16 protein-coding genes and 1 pseudogene are annotated in these 17,807 nt (G+C 70.3%); 11 read left to right on the top strand and 6 right to left on the bottom strand.

Annotation, left to right across the window (positions count from 1 at the left end; genetic code table 11):
• Window positions 1–43 precede the first annotated feature (43 nt).
• The 3 genes from JXZ78_RS18330 to JXZ78_RS18320 all read left to right on the top strand — a co-directional run bounded on the left by JXZ78_RS18330 (window position 44) and on the right by JXZ78_RS18320 (window position 5,409).
• A complete protein-coding gene (locus tag JXZ78_RS18330; RefSeq protein ID WP_238783201.1) occupies window positions 44–1,348 on the top strand; it encodes a sensor histidine kinase in 1,305 nt (434 codons plus the stop codon).
• Window positions 1,345–2,031, top strand: a complete 687-nt coding sequence (locus JXZ78_RS18325; protein ID WP_030022055.1) for a response regulator — start codon at window positions 1,345–1,347, stop codon at window positions 2,029–2,031. The genes JXZ78_RS18330 and JXZ78_RS18325 overlap by 4 nt, the downstream gene beginning before the upstream one ends.
• A 198-nt stretch (window positions 2,032–2,229) precedes the next feature.
• Window positions 2,230–5,409: an efflux RND transporter permease subunit gene (locus JXZ78_RS18320; RefSeq protein ID WP_030022056.1), complete on the top strand. Its 3,180-nt coding sequence runs from the start codon at window positions 2,230–2,232 to the stop codon at window positions 5,407–5,409.
• Between the two features lie 71 nt (window positions 5,410–5,480).
• Here the strand turns inward: JXZ78_RS18320 and JXZ78_RS18315 are convergent, their stop codons facing one another.
• The gene (locus JXZ78_RS18315; protein ID WP_030022057.1) at window positions 5,481–5,681 is read right to left on the bottom strand and encodes a DUF397 domain-containing protein; all 201 of its coding nucleotides are present in this window, start codon (window positions 5,679–5,681) and stop codon (window positions 5,481–5,483) included.
• Window positions 5,660–6,499 (bottom strand): helix-turn-helix domain-containing protein, encoded by an 840-nt coding sequence (locus JXZ78_RS18310; RefSeq protein WP_030022058.1) that lies wholly within the window; start codon window positions 6,497–6,499, stop codon window positions 5,660–5,662. The genes JXZ78_RS18315 and JXZ78_RS18310 overlap by 22 nt, the downstream gene beginning before the upstream one ends.
• A 135-nt stretch (window positions 6,500–6,634) precedes the next feature.
• Between JXZ78_RS18310 and JXZ78_RS18305 the strand changes: the two genes are divergently transcribed.
• The 3 genes and pseudogenes from JXZ78_RS18305 to JXZ78_RS18295 all read left to right on the top strand — a co-directional run bounded on the left by JXZ78_RS18305 (window position 6,635) and on the right by JXZ78_RS18295 (window position 7,906).
• The gene (locus tag JXZ78_RS18305) at window positions 6,635–6,883 is read left to right on the top strand and encodes a hypothetical protein (protein WP_030022059.1); all 249 of its coding nucleotides are present in this window, start codon (window positions 6,635–6,637) and stop codon (window positions 6,881–6,883) included.
• Window positions 6,847–7,212: a hypothetical protein gene (locus tag JXZ78_RS18300; protein ID WP_063726129.1), complete on the top strand. Its 366-nt coding sequence runs from the start codon at window positions 6,847–6,849 to the stop codon at window positions 7,210–7,212. Before JXZ78_RS18305 ends, JXZ78_RS18300 begins: the two co-directional genes overlap by 37 nt.
• Before the next feature lie 145 nt (window positions 7,213–7,357).
• A pseudogene (locus JXZ78_RS18295) lies at window positions 7,358–7,906 on the top strand (Uma2 family endonuclease).
• A gap of 68 nt (window positions 7,907–7,974) precedes the next feature.
• Here JXZ78_RS18295 and nadA read toward each other — a convergent pair.
• Window positions 7,975–9,174, bottom strand: coding sequence for a quinolinate synthase NadA (nadA, locus tag JXZ78_RS18290; protein ID WP_030022061.1), 1,200 nt, complete (start codon window positions 9,172–9,174; stop codon window positions 7,975–7,977).
• A 292-nt stretch (window positions 9,175–9,466) separates the two neighbouring features.
• On the opposite strand from nadA, the gene JXZ78_RS18285 reads away from it, so the two are divergent.
• On the top strand, window positions 9,467–9,820 hold the full coding sequence (locus JXZ78_RS18285; RefSeq protein ID WP_030022062.1) for a HesB/IscA family protein: 354 nt from the start codon (window positions 9,467–9,469) through the stop codon (window positions 9,818–9,820).
• A 115-nt stretch (window positions 9,821–9,935) separates the two neighbouring features.
• Here the strand turns inward: JXZ78_RS18285 and JXZ78_RS18280 are convergent, their stop codons facing one another.
• Window positions 9,936–11,465, bottom strand: a complete 1,530-nt coding sequence (locus JXZ78_RS18280) for a hypothetical protein (RefSeq protein ID WP_238783200.1) — start codon at window positions 11,463–11,465, stop codon at window positions 9,936–9,938.
• A gap of 122 nt (window positions 11,466–11,587) precedes the next feature.
• The gene (locus JXZ78_RS18275) at window positions 11,588–11,809 is read right to left on the bottom strand and encodes a hypothetical protein (protein WP_030022065.1); all 222 of its coding nucleotides are present in this window, start codon (window positions 11,807–11,809) and stop codon (window positions 11,588–11,590) included.
• Between the two features lie 141 nt (window positions 11,810–11,950).
• Here JXZ78_RS18275 and JXZ78_RS18270 point away from each other — a divergent pair, with 141 nt between their 5' ends.
• Complete coding sequence (locus tag JXZ78_RS18270; RefSeq protein WP_030022066.1) at window positions 11,951–12,925, top strand: carbohydrate kinase family protein; 975 nt, start codon at window positions 11,951–11,953, stop codon at window positions 12,923–12,925.
• Window positions 12,926–13,019: 94 nt separating this feature from the next.
• On the opposite strand, the gene JXZ78_RS18265 is transcribed toward JXZ78_RS18270, so the two are convergent.
• A complete protein-coding gene (locus tag JXZ78_RS18265; protein ID WP_030022067.1) occupies window positions 13,020–14,408 on the bottom strand; it encodes a cysteine desulfurase/sulfurtransferase TusA family protein in 1,389 nt (462 codons plus the stop codon).
• Between the two features lie 279 nt (window positions 14,409–14,687).
• On the opposite strand from JXZ78_RS18265, the gene ctaC reads away from it, so the two are divergent.
• Genes ctaC through JXZ78_RS18250 form a run of 3 tightly spaced genes read left to right on the top strand, consistent with a single transcriptional unit; the run spans window position 14,688 to window position 17,772 of the window.
• Window positions 14,688–15,650, top strand: coding sequence for an aa3-type cytochrome oxidase subunit II (gene ctaC, locus JXZ78_RS18260; RefSeq protein WP_030022068.1), 963 nt, complete (start codon window positions 14,688–14,690; stop codon window positions 15,648–15,650).
• Window positions 15,647–17,377, top strand: a complete 1,731-nt coding sequence (gene ctaD, locus JXZ78_RS18255) for an aa3-type cytochrome oxidase subunit I (protein WP_125056785.1) — start codon at window positions 15,647–15,649, stop codon at window positions 17,375–17,377. The genes ctaC and ctaD overlap by 4 nt, the downstream gene beginning before the upstream one ends.
• Window positions 17,374–17,772, top strand: coding sequence for a cytochrome c oxidase subunit 4 (locus JXZ78_RS18250; RefSeq protein ID WP_030020847.1), 399 nt, complete (start codon window positions 17,374–17,376; stop codon window positions 17,770–17,772). Before ctaD ends, JXZ78_RS18250 begins: the two co-directional genes overlap by 4 nt.
• Window positions 17,773–17,807 lie beyond the last annotated feature (35 nt).

Genomic DNA, 17,807 nt, shown 5'->3' with positions numbered 1-17,807 from the left:
GCGCCCCGGATTCCGCACGGGACCGGGGCGCTACCGTTTTCCCGTGACTCCCCTCGCCCCCGGGCAGCCCGGTCCGCGTCCGGGCGGCGCCCCGCTCGCCTGGATACGCGCCCACCCGTACGCGTTCGACAGCGCGCTCGCCCTCGCCGTCGTCGTGGCGATCCTGGTCGGCGCGGTGGCCGAGCCGCACGGCCCGCACGGGCCCCGGTTCGGCGAACGCGAACTGACCGCCACCACCGTGGTCCTCGCCGTCGCCGCCGGCGGCGCCCTGGTCCTGCGCCGCCGCTTCCCGCGCAGCGTCCTGGCGGCCACCGGCCTCTGCACCGTCCTCGAACTGCTCCTGGAGACCGGAGTGCCACGCGCCCCGGTCTTATGCTCCGCGGTCATCGCGCTGTGCACCCTCGCCGCCCGCACGGACCGCTCCACCACCTGGCGCGTCGGCGCGCTGACCGTCCTCGGCCTCACCGCCGCCGCGATGCTCCTCGGGGACCGCCCCTGGTACGCGCAGGAAAACCTCGGGATCTTCGCGTGGACCGGCATGGCCGCCGCGGCCGGTGACGCGGTCCGCAGCCGCCGCGCCTTCGTGACCGCCATACGGGAACGGGCCGAACGCGCCGAGCGCACCCGCGAGGAGGAGGCCCGGCGCCGCGTCGCCGAGGAACGGATGCGCATCGCCCGCGAACTGCACGACGTGGTCGCGCACCACATCGCCCTGGTCAACGTGCAGGCCGGAGTCGCCTCGCACGTCATGGACAGCCGCCCCGACCAGGCCAAGCAGGCGCTGGCGCACGTACGCGAGGCGTCCCGCTCCGCCCTCGACGAACTGCGCGCCACCGTGGGCCTGCTGCGCCAGTCCGACGACCCGCGGGCCCCCACCGAACCCGCGCCGGGCCTCGGCGTGCTGGACCAGCTCGTGGACGGCTTCGTCCGCGCCGGCCTGCCCGTCACGCTCGACGTCCCGGAAGCGACGGACGCGCTGCCCGCCGCCCTCGACCTCACCGCGTACCGCATCGTCCAGGAAGCGCTGACCAACGTCCACAAGCACGCCGGTACGGGCGCCCGCGCCACGGTCCGCATCGCGCGGGACACCGACGCCCTGACCGTCACGGTCCTGGACGACGGCGGCGCCACCGGCCCGGACCCGGCCCCCCGCCCCCTGGACCCCGGCGGCGGCCACGGCCTGATCGGCATGCGCGAGCGGGTCGCCGCCCTGCGCGGCACGGCCGAGACCGGCCCCCGCCCGGCCGGCGGCTTCCAGGTACGCGTACGGCTGCCGCTCCAGACCACTCACGCCACCAACCGGGCCGCCCGGCCCGGCCGCGGCTTTTGCACGGGGGAGACCGAGTGACCATCAAAGTACTGCTCGCCGACGATCAGGCACTCCTGCGCAGTGCCTTTCGCATCCTCGTCGACTCCGAGCCCGACATGGAGGTGGTGGGGGAGGCGTCCGACGGCGCCCAGGCCTACGAGCTGGCCCGCGCCACCGGCGCCGACGTGGTCCTGATGGACATCCGGATGCCCGGCACCGACGGCCTCGCCGCCACCCGCATGATCAGCGCCGATCCGGACCTGACCGCCGTACGCGTGGTGATCCTGACCACTTTCGAGGTCGACGAATACGTGGTGCAGTCGCTGCGCGCGGGCGCCAGCGGCTTCCTCGGCAAGGGCGCGGAGCCGGACGAACTGCTGGGCGCCATCCGGATCGCGGCGGCCGGCGAGGCGCTGCTGTCACCGGCCGCCACCAAAGGGCTGATCGCCAAGTTCCTCGCCCAGGGAGAGGACACCGCCGAGGCCGGGCCCGGTCGCCGCGGCGCCGCCGAGCTGGCCACCCTCACCGGCCGGGAGCGCGAGGTGCTGGTCCTGGTCGCGGGCGGCCTGTCCAACGACGAGATCGCCGGGCAGCTGGCGGTCAGCCCGCTCACCGTCAAGACGCACGTCAACCGTGCGATGGCCAAACTGGGCGCCCGCGACCGGGCGCAGCTCGTCGTCATCGCGTACGAGTCGGGGCTGGTGCGCCCACGGGTGCAGTAGGGGGTGGAGACCGCCCTACTCCGAACGCGGTACTGCGGGTGGGGCGGAAACCGACCTGGGAGCGAGGAAAAGCGTCCGGGGCTTGGTGGATCGTTTAGTCGGGCCCGTCGTGCCCGCCCGCCGGAACGCCGTGCGGACCCGCCGGAACGCCGTACAGGCCGCCGGAACGCCGTACAGAAAAGAAGAGAGACCCCACCCATGTCCTGGCTGTCCCGACTCAGCCTCGTACAACGGGGCCTGGTAGCGCTGATGTCGATCGTCGCGATCGCCTTCGGCGCCATCGCGATCCCCCAGCTCAAACAGCAGCTCCTGCCCACCATCGAACTGCCCATGGTGTCCGTGCTGGCGCCCTACCAGGGCGCCTCGCCCGACGTCGTCGAGAAGCAGGTGATCGAACCGCTGGAGGACGGAATCCAGGCGGTCGACGGCATCAAGGGCGTCACCTCGACGGCGAGCGAGGGCTCGGCCGTCATCATGGCCCAGTTCGACTACGGCAACGACTCCAAGCGGCTGGTCGCCGATGTGCAGCAGGCCGTCAACCGGTCCAGGGCCAAGCTGCCGAAGGACGTGGACCCGCAGGTCGTGGCCGGTTCGACGGACGACATCCCGGCCGTCGTGCTCGCCGTGTCCGGCGGCAAGGACGAGCAGGCGCTGGCCGACCGGCTCGACCGCAGCGTGGTGCCCGGCCTGAAGAACATCGACGGCGTCGGCCAGGTCACCGTGGACGGGGTCCGGGACCGCGTCGTCGCCGTCACCCCCGACGACGCCAAGCTCGCGCAGGCCGGGACGACGGCCGCGGCGCTCGGCCAGGCCCTGGAGGCGGGCGGCGCGTCCGTACCGGCCGGTTCGTTCGCCGAGCAGGGCCGCAGCAACACCGTCCAGGTCGGCTCCGGCTTCACCTCCGCGCAGCAGATCCGCGACCTGCCCCTGACTCCGGCGGCGGGCCCCGGCGGGTCCGGCGGCGCGGCCGGCTCCGGCGGCACCGCGGCGGGCAAGCCGGTACGCCTCGGAGACGTGGCCACCGTCAAGGAGGAGGCGGCCACCCCCACCTCCCTCACCCGCACCAACGGCAAGCCCAGCCTGGCCGTCATGGTGACCATGGGCCAGGACGGCAGCGCCGTCGACATCTCCGAGGCCGTCCAGGACAAGCTGCCGGAGATCCGTACGGCGCTCGGCAAGGGCACCGAGGTCACGGTCGTCTCCGACCAGGGCCCGGCGGTCTCGAAGTCCATCGACTCGCTGACCACCGAAGGACTGCTCGGCCTGGTCATGGCCGTGATCGTGATCCTGGTCTTCCTGCTCAGCCTGCGCTCGACGCTGGTCACCGCGGTCTCCATCCCGCTGTCCGTCGTCATCACGCTGATCGTGCTGTGGACCGGCGACCTGTCGCTGAACATGCTCACCCTCGGCGCGCTGACCATCGCCGTCGGACGCGTCGTGGACGACTCGATCGTCGTCCTGGAGAACATCAAACGCCACCTCGGCTACGGCGAGGAGCGGCAGCAGGCCATCCTGACCGCGGTCCGCGAGGTGGCCGGCGCGATCACCTCCTCCACCCTGACCACGGTGGCGGTCTTCCTGCCCATCGGCGTGGTCGGCGGCATGGTGGGCGCCCTGTTCGGGTCCTTCTCGATCACCGTCACGGTCGCCCTGCTCGCCTCCCTCCTCGTCTCCCTGACCGTCGTCCCGGTCCTCTCCTACTGGTTCCTGCGCGCCCCGGAGATACCCGAGGGCACCGACCCCGAGGAGCTGCGCCGGGCCGCCGAGGCCAAGGAGAGCGGCAGCCCGCTCCAGCGCCTGTACGTCCCCGTGCTGCGCTTCGCGACGCGCCGCCGCGTCACCAGCATCGTCATCGCCGTCGTCGTCCTCCTCGGTACGTTCGGCATGGCCCCCCTCCTCAAGACCAACTTCTTCGACCAGGGCGATCAGGACACCCTCAGCGTCAAGCAGGAGTTGAAGCCCGGTACGAGCCTGACGGCCGCCGACGCGCAGGCGAAGCGCGTCGAGAAGATCCTCGGCGGGCTCGACGGGGTCGAGGACTACCAGGTCACCGTCGGTTCCTCCGGCTTCATGGCCGCCTTCGGGGGCGGCAGCGGCGCCAACCAGGCCTCGTACCAGGTGAAGCTGAAGGACGCGGCGGACTCCGGGAAGGTCACCGACACACTCCGCGCCGCACTCGACAAGCTCGGCAAGGACATCGGCGAGACGACCGTCTCGTCGGGAGGCGGCGGCTTCGGCAACCAGGACCTGAGCGTGGTGGTCAAGGCCGCCGACGCGGACGTTCTGAAGAAGGCCTCGGAACAGGTACGGGACACCGTCGCCGGCCTCGACCACGTCACCGACGTGCAGAGCGACCTCGCGCAGAGCGTGCCCCGCATCTCCGTCCAGGCCAACGAGAAGGCGGCGGCCGCCGGTTACAGCCAGGCCGCCCTCGGCCAGGTCGTCGCCCAGGCGGTGCGCGGCACCACCAGCGGCAAGGCCATGATCGACAACGCCGAGCGGGACATCGTCGTCAGGTCCGCCCACCCGGTCACCTCCGAGGCGGCGCTGCGCGCCCTTCCCGTACCGACCCCGGCCGGCCCGGCGAAGCTCGGCGACCTCGCCACGATCCGTACGGTCGCGGGCCCGGTCCAGAGCACCCGCATCGACGGCGCCCGGTCCGCCACCGTCACCGCCAAGCCGACCGGCGACAACACCGGCGCGGTCACCGCCCAGCTCCAGTCCAAGATCAAGTCCCTGAAGCTGCCGGAGGGCGCCACCGCCGAGATCGGCGGCGTCTCCGCCGACCAGTCCGACGCGTTCTCCTCGCTCGGCCTGGCCATGCTCGCCGCCATCGCGATCGTCTTCATGCTGCTCGTAGGCACCTTCCGGTCCCTCGTCCAGCCGCTGATCCTGCTCATCTCGATCCCCTTCGCGGCGACCGGCGCGCTCGGCCTGCTCCTCGTCACGGGCACCCCGATGGGCGTCCCCGCGATGATCGGCATGCTGATGCTCATCGGCATCGTGGTCACCAACGCGATCGTGCTGATCGACTTGATCAACCAGTACCGGTCGCAGGGCTACGGCGTGGTCGAAGCCGTCATCGAGGGCGGCCGCCACCGCCTCCGCCCGATCCTGATGACGGCCCTGGCCACGATCATGGCCCTGCTCCCGATGGCGCTGTCCATCACCGGCGACGGCGGCTTCATCTCCCAGCCGCTGGCGGTGGTCGTCATCGGCGGCCTGATCACGTCCACCCTGCTGACGCTGCTGCTCGTCCCGACGCTGTACGCGATGATCGAGCTGCGGAAGGAACGGCGGGCGGCCAAGCGATCGGCCCGTAGGGCCGGAGCAGCCGACGAGAGCGTGCCCCGGACGCCGGAGGCGGCGGGGGTCTGATCCGCCCGGAGCGCCAGGCGCATATGGCTCAGCCCGTCCCAGAAGGTCTCTGGGACGGGCTGACCTGCGCGTCAGGCCGTCTTGAGCGTGGCGATGAACGCGGCCCAGGCGGTGGTCGGGAAGGTGAGTATGGGGCCGTGGGGGGTTTTGCTGTCGCGTACGGGGACGATGCCGGGGATGTCATCGGTGACCTCGACGCAACTGCCCCCGTTGGTGTTGCTGTGGCTGCTCTTGCGCCAGTGAACCGTGCTCAGCTCGGGGGTGTGTCGCATGCTTCGTAGTCCTCCATCGCCTTTCGGATCAGCTCCGCCGAAGCAGTCAGCGGGAGAGCATTGGCGCGCAGTACCTCGTACTGCCGTCGCCACTTCTGCACCACGTCCGGCCCCTCGTGCAGGTGGCCGGTCTCGATGCCCTCTTCGTAGGCCGCTGTGGAGCCGTTGGGCAGTGTCAGCAAGTTCAGTGCCCCGCCCATCAGCGTGTGAGGGCCCGCACTGAACGGCATCACCTGAACCTTGCTGTCCGGAGTATTCCCCTGCTCCAGCAGCGAAGCCAATTGCTTATGCATGCAGCCCCTTCCGCCGACCTGTCGCCGCAACACCGACTCATCGATGATCGTCCAGCGGAAGGGGGCGGGCTGCCGGAGCTCTTGCCGGGACATCCGCGCGGCGACCCGTTCCTCGACCTGCTCCTCGGACAAGTCTTCCTGGCAGCGGAGCAGCACTCGGGCATACGCCTCGGTCTGGAACAGGCCAGGTACGACCTGCGGTTCGTAAGTCTCGACCGTATGGGCTTGCGCCTCCAGGTCCATGAACCGCCGGTACTGATCCGGATGCGCCTCCCGCTTCGCGAGCTGGTACAGCCCGTGGAAGTGCTTGTCCGTGCCGAAGGCCGCGTCCAGCCTGGATGGCAGGTCCGGTGGTGGCATCAGCTCCGCCGTCTCGATGCGCGCCAGCGTGCTCTTGCTGGAGCTGACCACGCTCGCCAACTGCACCAGCGACAGCTTCGCGGCCTCGCGGTGGCGGCGTTGTTCGGAGCCGAAGTAATGGCGGGCGGATACGTACGGGGTCAGGTTCTGCGGCGTGAATTTCACGGCGTCTGCCTCTCTGCCGTCCCATTCCCAACGCTGGGACGGGACGCCCCCGTTGAGAGCCACGTCACACGGTGACGATGGTGATGCACACGGTAGTCGCCGGGTGGTTACGGGTTCCGAAGAAGGCGAGAATTCATGTTGCGTCGCATCGTGCGATCGGGCAGGGCGCTGATGGGCGGGTTGCTGTCCGCGGGCGGCCGCCACCGCGCGTCCGGGCCCCCGGCCGCCCCGGCCGGGCGATACGTGCCCGCCGTCAAGGCGCCGCGTCGGCGGCCCGAGGTCATGCTGCGCGGGGAGGCGAGCGCGCTGGTTCGGCCGTACGCCATGTCGCCGGAGGAGTTCCGTACGTGGCGGACGTGCCGTGGCGCCGGGGTGACGGCGTGATGACCGGTGACCGGTGCGGTACGCCGCTGCGCCTCCTGCCGTGGACCACGCCCGAGGGCAAGGCGTGCTACCTCAGTACGGATGACGCGGAGAGCCTGCTGTCCTTGATCGCCGACGAGGCGGAGGAAGGGGTGCTGAATGCGGCGGAGGAACTGGTGACGGCCGATGTCGGACCCCGGAGGCTGCTCCGCGCGCTGCGCGACGTACTGCGCGTCGCGATCAGCCGGGGTGCCCGACTGGCAGAGGTACGGCCCTGTGGGCACGGGGCGATCGAGAGGTGCGAGGGCAAAACGTTCTGCTGTGGGTGCCGACGGCAGATCTACCTGTGAGCCGGGCCGTGGGCCAGTGTCCGGCAGCCGCATCAACTACGCTGGCAGCAGCCGTCCGACCGCGTCCGCGATCCGGGATCAAGGCCCCTGACCGCCGTCTTCGAGGCGCCTGGAGGAAGCCGTGACCGCCGAACTCCCCGACTGGATGGTCCCGCCGAGGCCCAGTGGCTGGGAAGCCGGCGACCTCGACCACCTTCCCCAGGCGCCGCGGCACACCGAACTCATCGATGGAGCCTTGATCTTCAGGAGGTCGCCACAGCGGTCGTGGCACTCCCGGCTCGTGGAGAACCTGACTTTCGCGCTGCGGCAATCCGCCCCCGCCGGGTTCGAGACCGAGCGGGAGATGACCGTCCGGCTCGACAAGAAGAGCCGCCCCGAGCCGGACGTCCTGGTCGCCACCGCCGCGTACGATCCCGACCGGACCTGGTACGCGCCCGAAGACGTTGCCCTGGTCATCGAAGTCGTCTCGGAGGAATCCGCGGACCGTGACAGGTCACTGAAGCCCTTCAAGTACGCACAGGCCAAGATCGCTCACTTCTGGCGCATCGAGGACTAGGGCGGCGCCCCGGCCGTGCACGCCTACGAGCTCGACGGCATGACCGGCGCCTATGTGGCCACCGGCATTCACCGGGGCCGGCTGAAGGTCTCCGTCCCGTTCCCCGTCGTCATCGACCTCGACGGCCTCGTGCCCTGACCCGAGTGCCCTGCGGCGCGCAGCCCCACGTCACCGTGAGGCTGCGCGCCCAAGGCGCGCCCCGTGCCCTACGGCAACGCCAGCATCCGCTCCAGCGCCAGCTTCGCGAAGCTCTCCGTCTCCCGGTCCACCTGGATGCGGTTGACGACCTTGCCCTCGGCCAGGGACTCCAGGGCCCAGACCAGGTGGGGGAGGTCGATGCGGTTCATGGTGGAGCAGAAGCAGACCGTCTTGTCGAGGAAGACGATCTCCTTGTCCTCGGCGGCGAAACGGTTGGCCAGGCGGCGGACGAGGTTCAGTTCGGTGCCGATGGCCCATTTGGAGCCGGGCGGGGCGGCTTCCAGGGCCTTGATGATGTATTCGGTGGAGCCCACGTAGTCGGCGGCGGCGACGACCTCGTGCTTGCACTCGGGGTGGACGAGGACGTTCACGCCGGGTATCCGGGCCCGTACGTCCTCGACGGATTCGAGGGAGAACCGGCCGTGGACAGAGCAGTGGCCCCGCCAGAGGATCATCTTGGCAGCGCGGAGCTGCTCGGCGGTGAGGCCGCCGTTCGGCTTGTGGGGGTTGTAGACGACGCAGTCGTCCAGGGACATGCCCATGTCGCGTACGGCGGTGTTGCGGCCCAGGTGCTGGTCGGGCAGGAACAGGACCTTGCCTGTTGAGGGGTCCCCCTGCTCGAAGGCCCAGTCCAGCGCGCGCTTGGCGTTGGAGGAGGTGCAGATGGTGCCGCCGTGCTTGCCGGTGAAGGCCTTGATGTCGGCGGAGGAGTTCATGTACGAGACGGGGACGACCTGCTCGGCCACGCCGGCCTCGGTGAGCACGTCCCAGCACTCCGCGACCTGCTCGGCCGTCGCCATGTCGGCCATGGAGCAGCCGGCGGCCAGGTCGGGCAGGACGACCTGCTGGTCGTCGGAGGTCAGGATGTCGGCGGACTCGGCCATGAAGTGCACACCGCAGAAGACGATGTACTCGGCGTCCGGCCGGGCTGCCGCGTCGCGCGCCAGCTTGAAGGAGTCGCCGGTCACGTCCGCGAACTCGATGACCTCGTCGCGCTGGTAGTGGTGCCCCAGGACGAAGACCTTGTCGCCGAGCTTCGCCTTGGCGGCCCGGGCCCGCTCGACGAGACCGGGGTCGGACGGGGCCGGCAGGTCGCCGGGGCAGTCCACGCCGCGCTCGCTCTTGGGGTCGGCCTCACGGCCGAGGAGGAGCAGCGCGAGCGGGGTCGGCTGGACGTCCAGGGGCTGGGCGGTGGTCACGACACGCACCCTCTCTTTTCGTCTGAGCACGGCCGACGGGGCCGTACCGAGGGCCGGTGGTGGCACCGGAACCCTTTTCGTCTATTTGACGCTATCTATCATAGCCGCTTCACGTCACTTTGACGATGGACATCGTGTCGATGTGACGCATCCCCGTGCAGGGGCCGCCCGCGACAGGTGCGCAGTGTGCGAGCATGAAAGACGAAAGAACGAGAACACGTCGCGCCAGCCGGAATGAATTCCGGGCCCCGTCGGTTGCAGCCGAGGGCAAGCGGTCCGTACCAACCCGGGAGAGATCTAGATGAGCGTTCAGGACGAGACAACCGTCAGCGACGGCATCATCCTGTCCGACGCGGCCGCGTCGAAGGTGAAGGCCCTGCTGGAACAGGAAGGCCGCGACGACCTCGCGCTGCGGGTGGCCGTCCAGCCCGGCGGCTGCTCCGGACTGCGCTACCAGCTCTTCTTCGACGAGCGGTCGCTGGACGGCGATGTCGTCAAGGACTTCGACGGCGTCAAGGTCGTCACCGACCGGATGAGCGCCCCGTACCTGGGCGGCGCCTCCATCGACTTCGTCGACACCATCGAGAAGCAGGGCTTCACGATCGACAACCCGAACGCCACGGGCTCCTGCGCCTGTGGTGACTCCTTCAACTGATCCGTCGGTGACGCCGGCGGAGCCGGTGCAGGACGGACAGCAGGACGTACGACGGCGGCGCCCCCCTTCGCAGGGGGCGCCGCCGTTGTCGTATCCGCGCCCGGCGTGCGTACGGCTATTTCGCCGGGACCTCCTTGCCCGTCGACGCGTCGATCACGTCCCGCCCGGCCAGCGGCTGCTCCAGCGGCACCGTCTGCGTGAACTGCTTCGCCATCTTCACGCAGATCTGGTTCGGCTTCTTCTCCTTGCCGATGACCTCGGCCTTGACGCTCTTACCGGTCTGCTCGGCGGTCGCCGAGTACGTGCTGCACACGCCGCCCCAGAAGTGCAGCTTGAGCGACTTGCCGTCCGCGCTGACCTCGTACGACTCCAGGCCCATCGCCCCGGCCTTGCCCGACGGCTTGCCGCTGCTGGGCGGCTGGGCGGGACTGGACGGGGCGCCGCTGTCGCCGTTCTTGACGTACTTCGGGTCGACGGCGGGGTGGGTGACCGTGCCGCCGCCGGTCCGCTGGACCTTGTAGAGCCACGAGGGCACCAGCGCCTGACGGCCGCCGACGTACTGGGCCGAGAGGCCGAAGACCGCGCCGGTCACGTCGGCGGGCTTGCGCGCGGCGGCGCTGCCCGCGCACGGCTCGACGTCCGTGGTGTCGGCGCCCTGCTTCTTCTGCGGCTCGGCCGTCGCGCACCCGCCGATGCCGGGGCTCGCGCCGCGGTGCGCGGCGTTCAGCCGCTCCAGCGTCTTCTCGGCGCTCTGCACCGGATACGTGTGCCCCTTGACCGGCTGGGCCAACTGCCCGCTGCCGTCGACGACCTGGCCGTCCGAGCCGACCCGGATCTCGCTCTGCCAGCCGTACGTGGGCAGCCCGCCGATCACCGGGTTGGCGCTGACCGTCCGTACCGCGCCGGACAGACCGCTCGCGTCCAGCTCGGCGTTCTTCTGGCCGAGTGCCTCCAGCACCGGCTGCGCCGCCTGCTTCGCCTTCTCCGGGGAGACGGCGTCCTGGGTGCCGCTGTCGTTCTGGGCGGAGGTGTCGCCGCCCGGGCAGCCGGGCCCGCTCGCCTGCGAGCCGCTGCCCTTCGGCGCGGTCTCCGCGCAGCCGGATCCGTCGGGGGTGCCGTACTGCGAGTACGTCCAGGCGCCCGAACCGCCCTTGGCCACCTCCAGGACGGGGCTGCGCGCGTCCCGCGTCAGGCCGCCCACCTTCCAGGAGTCGCCGTCCGAACGCACCTTGCCGGGCAGGTCCAGGGCCTTCGCCAGTCGGGCCACGGCTTCCTGGGTGACCTCGCCGCGCGGCTGGTAGACCGGGGCGGAGGAGGGGCCGTCGGGCAGCTTGGCCGCGGCCCGGTAGCCCGCGCCCTGCGGGTCCGGCTCGCCGGGCGCGATGCCGCTGCGCGAGCCAGTCTCCTTCGCGTGGCCGTCCAGGGCGAGCGGCGGCGGGCCGCCTTCCGGACGGGCGCCGGTGCCGCTCTCCCCGCCGCCGGAGGTGCTGGAGGCCCAATAGGCCGCGCCGCCGCCGGCCAGCAGCACCGCCGCGGCCACCGAGGCCGCGATCAGCGGGCTGCGCCGGCGCCGTGCGGTCGTCTCCCGGGTGTCGTCGCTGGAATTCTCCCCGCCGGTGGCGGGGGGAGTGTCCTCGGTGCTCACCGCATCGCTCCTTCGGCTCCGCTGAACAACTGACGTGCCCTCCTGCGTGGGGAGGACGCGGGTTGGACGGAGCCGGTGCGTCCGCGGTTCCCCGGGCCCGGGGGCCGGGCCCGGGAGGGCGCTCAGTCCCCGTATTCGGACATGCCCTTGACCAGGGCCGCGGAGGAGGCGGGGACGCTGATCCCGTGCAGTTCGCGGGCGGGCGGCGGCGGTGCCTGGCGGCCGCTGCGCCAGTGCGGTGCCATCCGTGCGCAGTCGCCCAGCAGCTGAGCCATGGACTCCGGTTCGAGCGCGGGGCGAACTGCGGACGAATGGGGTGTGACGCCCTTCACATACTTGGTCATACGCGCACCGTACGCATCCGGCGCCGCGCGAAGAAAGCCCTACTATCGGGTAGTTTCGGCTGGTGGGCCGAGATCAGGACAGCCGGTACCGTTGACCAACGTCCGCCTCGTCCTTCCGCCTCCCGCAGGAGCAGACCCGTCGTGCGTATCGCAGTCACCGGCTCCATCGCCACCGACCACCTGATGACCTTCCCCGGCCGTTTCGCCGATCAGCTGGTCGCCGACCAGTTGCACACGATCTCTCTCTCCTTCCTGGTCGACGAACTCGACGTCCGGCGCGGGGGCGTGGGTCCCAACATCTGTTACGGCATGGGCCAGCTCGGCACCGCGCCGATCCTGGTCGGCGCCGCCGGCAACGACTTCGAGGAGTACCGTGCCTGGCTCGACCGGCACGGTGTGGACACCCGCTCGGTCCGCATCTCCGAGGTCAAGCACACCGCCCGCTTCGTGTGCACCACCGACGCCGACCACAACCAGATCGGCTCCTTCTACACCGGCGCGATGAGCGAGGCGCGGCTGATCGAGCTGCACGCCGTCGCGGAGCGCGTCGGCGGCCTCGACCTCGTCCTGATCGGCGCGGACGACCCGGAGGCCATGGTCCGCCACACCGAGGAGTGCCGGAGCCGCGGCATCCCCTTCGCGGCCGACTTCTCCCAGCAGATCGCCCGGATGGACGGCGACGGCATCCGCACCCTCATGGACGGTGCCGCCTACCTGTTCAACAACGAGTACGAGGCGAGCCTCATCGAGTCCAAGACGGGCTGGACCGCCGAGGAGATCCTGGCCAAGGTCGGCACCCGGGTGACGACGCTGGGCGCCGACGGCGTCCGCATCCAGCGGGCCGGCGAGCCGGACATCGTCGTCGGCACCGCCGAGGAGAAGGCCAAGGCCGACCCGACCGGCGTGGGCGACGCGTTCCGCGCCGGCTTCCTGTCCGGTCTCTCCTGGGGCGTCGGCCTGGAGCGCGCCGCGCAGGTCGGCTGCATGCTGGCGACGCTGGTCATCGAGACCGTCGGCACCCAGGAGTACGAGCTGCACCGCAGCCACTTCATGGACCGCTTCACCAAGGCGTACGGGCACGACGCGGCCGCCGACATCCGGGGTCACCTGGCCTGATCGGACCGCCGTACAGGGGTGGCGGGCCGCGCGGGCCCGCTGCCCCGGTTCCGTGCCGGGCCCCGGCCCGGTTCCGGCTTCGGCCCGGCTCCGGTCACACGAGGCGCCGCACCACGTACGCGGTGCCCCGCCCCGCCGCCCGCTCGCCCACGTACTCCTGCCCCCGCATCCCGCACCACGCGGGAATGTCCAGCCGCGCCGCCTCGTCGTCCGCCAGGACGGCCAGCGTGGCGCCCACCGGCACGTCGCCGATCACCTTCGCCAGCTCGATGACGGGTACCGGGCAGCGCTTGCCCAGGGCGTCCACGACGTGTTCCGCGGCGGGGGAGGGGTCGCTTTCCGGCCGCGCGGCCGCGGGGGCGCCGAGCTGTTCCCGTACGGAGCGGACCGCTTCCGGGAGGACGTCCAGGAAGCGTTCGACGTCGGCCTCGGCGGTGCCCGGCGGCAGTGACACCCGGACGTTGCCCTCCGACAGCACGCCCATCGCCCGCAGCACATGGCTCGGCGTCAGGGTGCTGGAGGTGCAGGACGAGCCGGACGAGACGGAGAAGCCCGCCCGGTCCAGCGCGTGCAGCAGGGTCTCCCCGTCGACATAGAGACACGAGAAGGTGACCAGGTGGGGGAGCCGGCGCACGGGGTCGCCGACGACCTCGGTGTCGGGCACCGCTTCGGCCACCCGCGTACGGATCCGGTCCACCAGCTCCCGCAGCCGCGCCGCCTCGGCCGCCGCCTCCGCCCGTACGGCACGCAGTGACGCCGCCGCCGCGACCACCGCGGGCAGATTCCCGAAGCCCGGCACCCGGCCGGACTCCCGCTCGTCCTGCGGGCCCTGCGGCGCGAACCGGGTGCCCTTGCGTACGGCCAGCAGCCCCACGCCCGGCGGGCCGCCCCACTTGTGCGCGCTGGCCGTCAGCAGCGACCAGGCGCCGCCGACCGGCCCCCAGGGGAGCGACTGGGCGGCGTCCACCAGCAGCGGTACGTCTGCCTCCCGGCAGGCCGCGGCGGCCTCCTCCACGGGCTGCTCGGTGCCCACCTCGTGGTTCGCGGACTGGAGGGCCGCCAGCGCGGTGTCCGGGCGCAGCGCGGCGGCGAGGTCCCCGGCGTCCACCCGGCCCGTACGGTCCACGCCGACCTCGGACACCGTGCCGCCCGCCGCCTCGTGGGCCGCGGCGGCGTGCAGGACGGAGGAGTGCTCCACCGCGGAGTGGACCAGATGGCAGCCGACACGCCGACGCGCGGCGAGCGTGCCGGACATGGCCGAATGCACCGCCTGCGTCCCCGATGGAGTGAAAACGAGCTCGTCGGGGCGGCAGCCCACGGCCTCCGCCGCGGCCTCCCGCGCGGCGTCCAGCAGCAGCCGGGCGCGCCGGCCCTCCCGGTAGGGGCGCGCCGGGTCGGCCCAGCCCTCGTCGAGCGAGGCGAGCAGGGCTTCCCGGGCGACCGGGTGCAGGGGAACGGCCGAAGCGGCGTCGAAGTAGGACACGCCCCAGACGCTAGCGCGTCGTACGCGTGTCCGGGCGTGGCGTCAGACGGCCGCCGGAGCCCGGCATTCCGGGGCTCGGGGGGCTTCCCCCGGATGCCGCAGCCACCCCTTCGGGGAGCGGTGCGGCGCGTTGGGCACCCTCCCCGCGCGACCCCAAATAGCGTCCAGTAGGGTTTGGTCCGCATAAACATCCAAACCCCTGCCCGTGCCAGGGCCGGCGACCGACCAGCGAGACGGCCGCAGCCGGTCTCGCGGGCGAGACTCTCGGGAAGGCGCTACGTGAGTCCCAACGGCTCCGACCGCTCGTCGCGGCGCCCGATGCGGCGGAAGCTGCCGCAGGTGCTGGCTGCGGGACTGGTCCTGGCAACCGCGACCGGTTGCACATACAAGGACTTTCCCAACCTCGGCATGCCCAATCCGGCTACTGAAGAGGCGCCGCGGATCCTCTCCCTTTGGCAGGGCTCCTGGGCCGCCGCCCTTGCAGTGGGCGTGCTGGTGTGGGGCCTGATCATCTGGAGCTGGATCTTCCACCGCCGCAGCCGGACCAAGGTGGAGGTCCCCGCACAGACGCGGTACAACATGCCCATCGAGGCGTTGTACACCATCGTTCCGTTCATCATCATCGCGGTGCTCTTCTACTTCACCGCGCGCGATGAGAGCGAACTCCTCAAGACTTCCAAGAAGCCCGACCACGTCATCAACGTGGTGGGCTATCAGTGGAGCTGGGCGTTCAACTACCTGGAGAACGTGGACGGCAAGGCCGACACCACGAACATCAACTCCAAGGAACTCGACGCGATCCCGGACAAGTGGAAGAAGAATGTCCCCGCCGGCGCCGACGGCGTGTACGACGAGGGCATTCCGGGCACGCGGAACCCGCAGACCGGCAACCCGGGTCCGACCCTGTGGCTGCCCAAGGGCGAGACGGTCCAGTTCGTCCTGACGTCGCGTGATGTCATCCACTCGTTCTGGGTGGTGCCGTTCCTGATGAAGCAGGACGTGATCCCCGGCCACACCAACGTCTTCGAGGTGACCCCCAACAAGGAGGGCACCTTCATGGGCAAGTGCGCCGAGCTCTGCGGCGTCGACCACTCCCGGATGCTCTTCAACGTCAAGGTCGTCTCCCCCGAGAAGTACCGGGAGCACCTGAAGGACCTGGCGAAGAAGGGCCAGACCGGTTACCTGCCGTCGGGCATCAAGCAGACGGATCACGCCAGGAACGCGGAGACCAACAACAAGTGAGCATCCTCAACGAACCTCAGGGTGCCGCCGCCGCAACGGCTCCGGCAGCACCACCCGCACGAAAGAAGTCTCCCGGCTCCGTCGTGGTGAGCTGGCTGACGACCACTGACCACAAGACCATCGGTACGCTCTACCTGGTCACCTCGTTCGCGTTCTTCTGCATCGGCGGCCTGATGGCGCTGCTGATGCGCGCCGAACTCGCTCGTCCCGGCACGCAGATCATGTCGAACGAGCAGTTCAACCAGGCGTTTACGATGCACGGCACGATCATGCTGCTGATGTTCGCGACGCCGCTGTTCTCCGGTTTCGCGAACTGGATCATGCCGCTGCAGATCGGCGCGCCCGACGTGGCGTTCCCGCGGCTGAACATGTTCGCGTACTGGCTGTACCTCTTCGGCTCGCTGATCGCGGTGGCCGGCTTCCTCACCCCGCAGGGTGCGGCGGACTTCGGCTGGTTCGCCTACTCGCCGCTGTCGGACGCGGTGCGTTCGCCGGGCGTGGGCGCGGACATGTGGATCATGGGTCTGGCCTTCTCCGGCTTCGGCACGATCCTCGGTTCGGTCAACTTCATCACCACGATCATCTGCATGCGCGCCCCCGGCATGACGATGTTCCGCATGCCGATCTTCACCTGGAACGTCCTGCTGACCGGTGTGCTGGTCCTGCTGGCCTTCCCGGTCCTGGCCGCCGCGCTGTTCGCCCTGGAGGCGGACCGTAAATTCGGGGCGCATGTATTCGACGCGGCCAATGGCGGCGCATTGCTGTGGCAGCACCTCTTCTGGTTCTTCGGCCACCCCGAGGTGTACATCATCGCGCTGCCGTTCTTCGGCATCATTTCCGAGGTCATTCCGGTCTTCTCCCGGAAGCCGATGTTCGGTTACATCGGTCTGATCGCGGCGACGATTTCGATCGCGGGCCTTTCGGTCACCGTCTGGGCGCACCACATGTACGTGACGGGCGGGGTACTCCTACCGTTCTTCTCGTTCATGACGTTCCTGATCGCGGTACCGACCGGTGTGAAGTTCTTCAACTGGATCGGCACGATGTGGAAGGGCTCACTGTCCTTCGAGACACCGATGCTCTGGGCCGTCGGCTTCCTGATCACCTTCACCTTCGGTGGTCTGACCGGCGTCATCCTGGCGTCGCCGCCGATGGACTTCCACGTCTCGGACTCGTACTTCGTCGTGGCGCACTTCCACTACGTCATCTTCGGCACCGTCGTCTTCGCGATGTTCGCCGGCTTCCACTTCTGGTGGCCGAAGTTCACCGGCAAGATGCTCGACGAGCGCCTCGGCAAGATCACGTTCTGGACGCTGTTCGTCGGCTTCCACGGCACCTTCCTCGTCCAGCACTGGCTGGGCGCCGAGGGCATGCCGCGGCGTTACGCGGACTACCTGAACGCGGACGGCTTCACCACGCTGAACACGATCTCGACGATCGCCTCGTTCCTGCTGGGCCTGTCGATGCTGCCGTTCATGTACAACGTCTGGAAGACGGCCAAGTACGGCAAGAAGGTCGAGGTCGACGACCCGTGGGGTTACGGCCGCTCGCTGGAGTGGGCGACCTCCTGCCCGCCGCCGCGGCACAACTTCCTCACGCTGCCGCGCATCCGCTCGGAATCCCCGGCGTTCGACCTGCACCACCCTGAGATCGCCGCGATGGAGGCCATCGAGAACGAGGGCCAGAAGGACACGGCGCTCTTCGGCGGCAAGGAGGTCGGCAAGTGAAGATCCAGGGCAAGATGTTCATCTGGCTCTCCGTCTTCGTCCTCGCCATGGCGATCGTCTATGGCGTCTGGTCGAAGGAGCCGGCGGGCACCACCGCGCTGTTCCTCGCCTTCGGTCTGTGCATCATGATCGGCTACTACCTGGCGTTCACCGCGCGCCGGGTGGACGCCGGAGCGCAGGACAACGACGAGGCCGAGGTCTCCGACGACGCCGGCGAGCTGGGCTTCTTCAGCCCGCACAGCTGGCAGCCGCTGTCCCTCGGTGTCGGTGGCGCGCTCGCCTTCCTGGGCGTCGTCTTCGGCTGGTGGCTGCTCTTCTTCTCGGCCCCGGTCATCCTGATCGGCCTGTTCGGCTGGGTCTTCGAGTACTACCGCGGCGAGAACCGCACGCAGTAAGCGGCTCCCGTGCACCGGGCGGGCCCGGACACCTC

Source organism: Streptomyces monomycini, assembly GCF_022271435.1.
In the GTDB taxonomy this organism is placed as follows: domain Bacteria; phylum Actinomycetota; class Actinomycetes; order Streptomycetales; family Streptomycetaceae; genus Streptomyces; species Streptomyces monomycini.
This window is presented reverse-complemented; position numbering and strand designations above follow the sequence as displayed.